Genomic DNA, 7,347 nt, shown 5'->3' with positions numbered 1-7,347 from the left:
CCGGGGTAAGGGTGTAGGCCGAGGGGTAGGCAAATCCGTCCCTCATTAAGGCTGAGACCTGATGCCGAGCCGATTGTGGTGAAGTGGATGATCCTATGCTGTCGAGAAAAGCCTCTAGCGAGTTTCATGGCGGCCCGTACCCTAAACCGACTCAGGTGGTCAGGTAGAGAATACCGAGGCGTTCGGGTGAACTATGGTTAAGGAACTCGGCAAAATGCCCCCGTAACTTCGGGAGAAGGGGGGCCATCACTGGTGATCGGACTTGCTCCGTGAGCTGGGGGTGGCCGCAGAGACCAGCGAGAAGCGACTGTTTACTAAAAACACAGGTCCGTGCGAAGCCGTAAGGCGATGTATACGGACTGACGCCTGCCCGGTGCTGGAACGTTAAGGGGACCGGTTAGTGACCTTTCGGGGTTGCGAAGCTGAGAACTTAAGCGCCAGTAAACGGCGGTGGTAACTATAACCATCCTAAGGTAGCGAAATTCCTTGTCGGGTAAGTTCCGACCTGCACGAATGGCGTAACGACTTCTCGACTGTCTCAACCATAGGCCCGGTGAAATTGCACTACGAGTAAAGATGCTCGTTTCGCGCAGCAGGACGGAAAGACCCCGGGACCTTTACTACAGTTTGATATTGGTGTTCGGTTCGGCTTGTGTAGGATAGGTGGGAGACTTTGAAGCAGCCACGCCAGTGGTTGTGGAGTCGCCGTTGAAATACCACTCTGGTCGTGCTGGATGTCTAACCTCGGTCCGTGATCCGGATCAGGGACAGTGTCTGATGGGTAGTTTAACTGGGGCGGTTGCCTCCCAAAGGGTAACGGAGGCGCCCAAAGGTTCCCTCAAGCTGGTTGTATCAGTGCAGCGTCTTGGTCCCGGGCTTGGCCTGAACCAGCGGGTCAGACGGGACGAAAGTCTGGACCGTCCGGCGGTGACATGGGACGTCATAACCGATAAAGGCTGCAGGGATGGTATTTAAAGTCACCTGGGCAGGACGTTTACATTTCATTCGGCTCGTCATCTGGTGGGTGTTCGATTGAGTTGTTCTTTCTGTCCTTGTTTTATGGCTTTGAACTGGCTTCCTTCCCCATGACCAGCTCCAAGGGCTGGACGCACTCCTTGTTCCCCCCATGCACACACACACACACACACACACACACCGGGGGGGGGGGGGGGGGGGGGGGGGGGGGGGGGGGGGGGGGGGGGGGGGGGGGGGGGGGGGGGGGGGGGGGGTGTTGTTTGTGTGTGTGTGTGTGTGTGTGTGTGTGTGTGTGTACAAAAAAAAAAACTTTTTTTTTTTTTTTTTTTTTTTTTTTTTTTTTTTTTTTTTTTTTTTTTTTTTTTTTTTTTTTTTTTTGTGTGTGCGCGCGCGCGCGCGCGCGCGCGCGCGCGCGCCGTCTCCCTCGCGCGCCCCCCCCCGTCTCTCTCCCCCCCGTTCGGCCTGGGCAGAGACTTCGCGTCGACCACGCGCGGGCACTCCTCGACTTCGACGGCGAACTCGACCTCGACGGCCGCCCGGGGCTCCGCTTCGTACGGAAGCTCGTGAGGGGGAGGCCGTGAGGGCCACGCTGAACCTGTGGCGGCAAGGGATCGGCGAAGTACCCGAGCCGGTCTGGCGGCGGACCGAGCTCCAGGTACTGATCCTCGCGGACAACGGGCTCACGGCCCTCCCGCCGGAGATCGGGCAGCTGCACCGGCTGAGCACGCTGGATCTGGGGCACAACGCGCTGACGTCGGTGCCCGAAGAGCTCGGCCGGCTGACGGGGCTCCGCGACTTCCTCTACCTGCACGACAACCGGCTGACACGGCTCCCGGACTCACTGGGAGACCTGACCCGGCTGCGCTACCTCAACGTCGGCGAGAACTCCCTCGAGGCCCTGCCGGAGACGATCGGCTCGATGAGCGGTCTCGTCGAACTCAGGGCGCAGCACAACCGGTTCACCACCCTGCCCGATGCCATCGGCCGTCTCCGTAACCTGCGTGAGCTGTGGCTCCGGGGGAACGCGATCGAGTGTTTGCCGTCGTCGGTGGCCGAGCTGCACGAGCTGAGGCACCTGGACCTGCGGGAGAACGCCTTGAGCCGGCTGCCCGAGCCTCTGGCCGGTCTTCCGCGGCTGCGTCAGATCGACTTGCGGAGCAACCGCCTCGGCCAACTGCCCGACTGGATCGCCCAGATGCCCTCGCTGGAGAAGCTGGACCTGCGCTGGAACGAGGTCGATCCTTCGCTGTCGCTCCTCGGGGAGCTGGAGCGGCGGGGGTGCGTCGTCCTCATGTGAGGGGGGCGGTGGTGGGGGTGAAGATGCGGTCCAGGTGGTGGGCGAGGACCGCGGTCGCCGAGGCCACCGTGCGCTGGCCGACGAGGATGCTGGTGCCCATGGTCGCCGTCATGGCGAGCAGGCTGATCGCTTCCGTGCGGGCGTCGGCCCCCTCATCGGCCAGGCCGGCGTCCTGGGCCTGCTGGAGCAGGCCGGTGAGGGCGTCCTCCGCGGCGTCCGGGTTGGCGATGAAGGGCTGGGCGGCGAGCGCCTTGTCCGTCACGGAGAGGATCGCGTAGGAGCTGTAGAGGAGATGGAAGGTCCTGCTCTCCTCGTCGGTGGGCAGGGAGGCCAGCAGCAGGGCCTCGACCGTGGCGCGCGGGCCCGGGGCGGGGCCGGTGGCGGCGAGGCGGGCGCCCACCCGGGCGGTGAAGCGTTCGGTGAGGTGCTGGAGCCCGTAGAAGAGCAGTTTCTCCTTGGTCTCGAAGTAGTACTGCACGAGCCGGAGCGAGACCCCGGCCTCGGCCGCGACGTCGCGCATGCCGACCGCGTGCAGGCCTCTGCGGCCGGCGACCTGGATGAGTGCGTCGGCGATCTGGGCTCGCCGTTCCTCGTGGTCCACGCGCTTCGGCATGTGGGGGGTCTCCGCCCGTCGTCGGTGAGTGCTGATTCTTTATGGTACCGCCGTATCATTTTTATGATACGGTCGTATTACGAAGATCGAATCCCTCCGGAGGTGCCACCGTGCCCGAGAACGCGACCACGACCCGGACCGGCGCCGTACGCCGCGACGTCGGCCGGTACGTGAACGACGAACTCCGCGACCGCTACTTCGCCGCCAGCGACGTGCTCTACGCGATGGGCGCACCCGCCCGCTCGGAGACGGACGTGGAGACCAGCTTCGGCACCACCCACGTCTACCGGTACGGCCCCGACGACCCGGCCGCCGAGAGCCGTACGCCCATCGTCCTGATCCACGGCGCGGGCTACTGCTCCGCCATGTGGTACCCCAACACCCCCGGCCTCAGCGCCGATCGGCCCGTGTACGCACTCGACACCCCCGGCGACGCCGGCCGCAGTGTGCACCGCGAGCCCATGTGGCAGCCCGAGCGTGCCGCGCAGTGGATGGACGAGGCCCTCGACGCGCTCGGCCTGGACCGCGTCCACCTCGTCGGCTCCTCCTACGGCGGCTGGCTCGTGCTCAACCAGGCGCACCGCCGGCCCGGCCGGCTCGCCTCGGTCACCGCCCTCGACCCGGGCGGCCTGGAGAAGGTGGGCCTGCGCTTCTTCGCCTGGGTGTTCGTGAGCCTCTTCGCCAGCTTCGCCCCCAAGGCGCTGCGCCCGCGGCTCGCCGCCTGGCTGGAGCAGCCGGTCATTTCCGTTCCGGAGATGCGCAAGTGGGTCCAGGTGGGCGCCCGGGCCTTCCGGATCCGCCGCCCCGCACCCCTGCCGCTGGCCGAGGACGCGCTCCGTTCCATCCGGACGCCGCTCTACCTCGTCATGGGCAAGCGCAGCCTCCTCGTGCACCCGCAGCGGCAGCTGGAGCGGGTGCCGCGGCTGGTCCCCGGGGCCCGCGCCGAGATCATCGCCGCGACGGGGCACGGCCCCCAGATCGACCACCCCGACATGGTCAACGCCCGGATGCTGAACTTCATGGAGGACGTCGACTCCCTCCAGGCCCGCTAGGGAGCGGGTGTAAGTCCGAGTACTCCGCGGACGGTGCGTTCGGCGAGCTCCACGTCGAAGGGCGGCTGCCCGGCCAGTGCGATCCCGATGCCTTCCAGTACGCCGACATAGGCGTGCGCCGTCACCTGCGCGGGCGGGCCGGCCGGGATGTCCCCGCTCGTACGCCCCTCCTCGATCCACCCGGCGACCTCGTCGACCAGTCCCCGCACGATCTCCGAGATGGCCAGGCCCACCGGGTGGTCCTGGCCCGCGAACTCGACGCGCAGGGTCATCAGCACCTGGGCCACATCACGGCGGCAGTACTCGGCGTGGCCCCGGGCCAGCGTGATGAGCGCGTCGACGGGTTCGGCGCCGTCAGCGCGGGTGCGGACCTCGGCCGTCCAGGTCTCGTCGACCCAGCTCACCACGGCGAGCGCCAACTCCTCCTTGCCGCTGAACAGGTGGTACAGCGCGCCGCGCGTGTAGCCCGCCTCGGCGGCCACCTGTGCGAGCACGAGGTTGGCGTACCCGTTGCGCGACAGCCCGCGGGCTGCGGCCTCGAGCAGGGCGCCACGGGTCCGGGCCCGCCGCTCGGCCTGCGTCCGCCGGGCCCCGCCGGCCCGTGTCGTCCCGTCCTCCGTCATGCCACCCGTCCCGTGCTCTTACATACGTACACGTATGAATGTAACTTGAACGGTGGGAACGTGACCAGGCCCGCACGGGCCCGGAACGAGGGGGAGCGGGACATGACGACAGAGCGGGTGGACGGGCTGCCGGCCGTGGTGCAGGAGCCCAGGATTCCGGCGGAGATCAGCGAGTTGGGCACGATCACCGACCCCGACTACGCCGACCTGTTCACGATTGCGGCGGGTGGCGGCTGGTCGGCCGAGCAGTGGGCGCGCGCGGTGTTCGAGGACGCCCTGGAACCCCGGAAGGGCCGACTGGTCTGGGGCGGGCTCCTCGGGCTGCGCCTGGCCAGGGGCCGGTCGGCGGAGTCCGTGGCCGGCTGGCGGATCACCGGGCGGGGGGACGGCTGGCTGAGGATGTCGGCGGACGGCCGGCTGATCTCCGCTCAGCTGATCGTGCTGGCAGACGGGGAACGCGCGTCGGTGGCGACCTTCATCGGCTACCACAACGGGCTGGCCGCCTTCGGCTGGCCGAGGCTGTCCGGCGTCCACCGGGGAGCGCTGCCGGGCCTGTTGAGGCGGGCGCACGCGATCCTGTCCGGGCGGGGGGACGGAGCGGCGGGCTGACGAGCCGGCCGGCTCGGGGGCGTGGGCGGGGCCGTCGGGGCCGTCGGGGCCCGGTCGTAGGGTGACAGCGCCGATGACGTCCCCGATCCCGGAGTACCCCGTGCCCGCCCCCGCCCGTCTCGTCGCGACCCTCGTCGTGCCCCTCCCCTTCTCCGGTGCGGGCGACGCCCCGCACGTGGAGCCGTTCCCCGGCGGGCAGCGTCTGGTGCAACGCGGGGACGCGGAGCTGGTCGTACGGGAGCTGGGCCGGACCGGTGTCACGGGGGAAGCGGCTCCGGAGCTCCGCTTCCGGGCGCCCTGGCCGCGCCGGTACGGCAGCTGCGCGGTGGCGCCGGCCGGAGACCTGGCCGTCTTCGCCGGGCCGCACGCGCTGCACGCCGTCGACCCGGCCGGGGCGGTGCGCTGGGAGCTCCGGCACCGCTGCTGGGCCGGCTGCGCGGGCCACGAGGACTTCGCCGAGTACGCCGACGACCCCGGGCACCGTTACGGGGGCAGCGGATCGGCAGGGTTCTCGGCGGACGGCACCCTGGTGTGGGCCCACGTCCGCGGCCCCCTGGCGGAGGAATGGCTCGTCCTCGACGCCGCCGATGGCAGGGTTCTCGCGCGCACGGAAACGCGTACGTCGGCTGCCGGCTCGGTCCACGTTCCGCACCCCGACCCGAGCCAGATGGGGTTGACCATCGGCGAGGGGCAGGACGGCAGCCCGTTGCGGTGGGGCCGCTGGGACGGCCAGGCCCTCACCGTCGACTGCTTCGGGGACGAGGACCGCGTACTGATGGCGGTCAGCCCGTCCGGCGACCGGCTCCTCACCGTGACGCACGACCAGGACACGCTGGCCGCACACCGGGTCGCCGACGGGACGGTCGTGGCCGCACTGGGGGCGGACACGCTCCCCGGACATCCGGACGCGCACCCGGATGACGAGGACGAGGACGATGCCGCCGAGGTCTTCTTCGACTATGTGGGCGGCTTCATCACCGAGGACGTGGCGGTGGTCGGCACGGTGGAGAGCGACGAGGAGTTCGGCGCGGGCCGGCACTGGCTCGTCGACCTGAAGGGCATGCGGCTCGACGACGAGCTGACCTACCCCTTCCCGGTGACCGGCCAGGCCCACACCCTCGGAGACGGCACGTGGTTCACGGCGTCCCGGACGGAGAGCGCCCTGCACGTGTGGTCCCTGGCGACGGCGTACCTGGAGTGGTGGGCCAACCCGCTCACCTGCCTGGCCCGCATCCAGATCAGGGTGACGGCCACCGCCGGTGGCGGTGATGGTGACGAAGGTGGTGAGTGGGAGGCCGTCATCACGGAGCCCCTCGACGCAGACGCCCACGGACACCTGCGACGTCTCCTGGACGACGACCCCTACTTCACCCTCCGCCTCGAAGACGAGGAGGTCATCGAAGTGAAGGTGGAGCTCCTCGGAGCCGCCGACCGTCTTCGGCTGGCAGCCGTCTCCGACAGCTGAGGGCCGCGCCACGGAGTCGTTTTGACACCTCAGGAGAGGGGGTTGTAGAGTCAAGCGGTTGCCTCGAACTGGTCAAGTTCGGCAACCACCCCCCATCCCGCACGGAATGACATTCCTGTGGGGTGACTCGACTCCTCATTCAGGAATCTGAAGCCGGGAAATCCGGTGGAAAACTTCTGATAGAGTCGGAACCGCCGGAAAGGGAAAGCGCGAAAGCGCAGAACCTCGAAAGCACCGAGGAAAATCGGACACGAAAGAGTCTGATAGAGTCGGAAACGCAAGAACGAAGAACAGAACAGAACGAAAGCCCGGAGGAAAGCCCGAGAGGGTGAGTACAAAGGAAGCGTCCGTTCCTTGAGAACTCAACAGCGTGCCAAAAATCAACGCCAGAAGTTGATACCCCGTCCACTCCGGTGGATGAGGTTCCTTTGAAAAAGACCTGTGGGGTCGCCTTCGGGTGATGCTTGCAGGCAAAAACACAGCGAGGACGTTGTGGCGCGTCGGTCATATTCCGACATGATGCGCCCGCTCTTTCGTGTGTGTGCACCCGATTACGGGTAAACATTCATGGAGAGTTTGATCCTGGCTCAGGACGAACGCTGGCGGCGTGCTTAACACATGCAAGTCGAACGATGAAGCCCTTCGGGGTGGATTAGTGGCGAACGGGTGAGTAACACGTGGGCAATCTGCCCTTCACTCTGGGACAAGCCCTG

6 protein-coding genes and 2 rRNA genes are annotated in these 7,347 nt (G+C 67.3%); 6 read left to right on the top strand and 2 right to left on the bottom strand.

Going from position 1 to position 7,347, the window contains the following annotated elements; translation table 11 throughout:
* Window positions 1–1,045, top strand: a 23S ribosomal RNA gene (locus OOK31_RS39295); the annotation flags it as partial.
* 507 nt (window positions 1,046–1,552) lie between these two features.
* Window positions 1,553–2,272 carry a leucine-rich repeat domain-containing protein gene (locus tag OOK31_RS39290; RefSeq protein ID WP_267092218.1) on the top strand — a complete coding sequence of 240 codons (720 nt, stop codon included), beginning with the start codon at window positions 1,553–1,555 and terminating at the stop codon, window positions 2,270–2,272.
* Here the strand turns inward: OOK31_RS39290 and OOK31_RS39285 are convergent.
* Window positions 2,265–2,885 carry a TetR/AcrR family transcriptional regulator gene (locus tag OOK31_RS39285; RefSeq protein WP_267092217.1) on the bottom strand — a complete coding sequence of 207 codons (621 nt, stop codon included), beginning with the start codon at window positions 2,883–2,885 and terminating at the stop codon, window positions 2,265–2,267. The genes OOK31_RS39290 and OOK31_RS39285 overlap by 8 nt on opposite strands.
* Before the next feature lie 110 nt (window positions 2,886–2,995).
* Between OOK31_RS39285 and OOK31_RS39280 the strand changes: the two genes are divergently transcribed.
* Window positions 2,996–3,937: an alpha/beta fold hydrolase gene (locus OOK31_RS39280; protein WP_267092216.1), complete on the top strand. Its 942-nt coding sequence runs from the start codon at window positions 2,996–2,998 to the stop codon at window positions 3,935–3,937.
* On the opposite strand, the gene OOK31_RS39275 is transcribed toward OOK31_RS39280, so the two are convergent.
* A complete protein-coding gene (locus OOK31_RS39275; protein WP_267092215.1) occupies window positions 3,934–4,560 on the bottom strand; it encodes a TetR/AcrR family transcriptional regulator in 627 nt (208 codons plus the stop codon). The genes OOK31_RS39280 and OOK31_RS39275 overlap by 4 nt on opposite strands.
* Before the next feature lie 102 nt (window positions 4,561–4,662).
* Here OOK31_RS39275 and OOK31_RS39270 point away from each other — a divergent pair, with 102 nt between their 5' ends.
* From OOK31_RS39270 to OOK31_RS39260, 3 genes are all read left to right on the top strand, one after another.
* A complete protein-coding gene (locus tag OOK31_RS39270) occupies window positions 4,663–5,169 on the top strand; it encodes a hypothetical protein (protein WP_267092214.1) in 507 nt (168 codons plus the stop codon).
* 73 nt (window positions 5,170–5,242) lie between these two features.
* The gene (locus OOK31_RS39265; protein ID WP_267092213.1) at window positions 5,243–6,634 is read left to right on the top strand and encodes a hypothetical protein; all 1,392 of its coding nucleotides are present in this window, start codon (window positions 5,243–5,245) and stop codon (window positions 6,632–6,634) included.
* Between the two features lie 564 nt (window positions 6,635–7,198).
* Window positions 7,199–7,347: ribosomal RNA gene (locus OOK31_RS39260) — 16S ribosomal RNA — on the top strand; the annotation flags it as partial.

This window comes from Streptomyces sp. NBC_00249 (assembly GCF_026342355.1).
Classification (GTDB): domain Bacteria; phylum Actinomycetota; class Actinomycetes; order Streptomycetales; family Streptomycetaceae; genus Streptomyces.
This window is presented reverse-complemented; position numbering and strand designations above follow the sequence as displayed.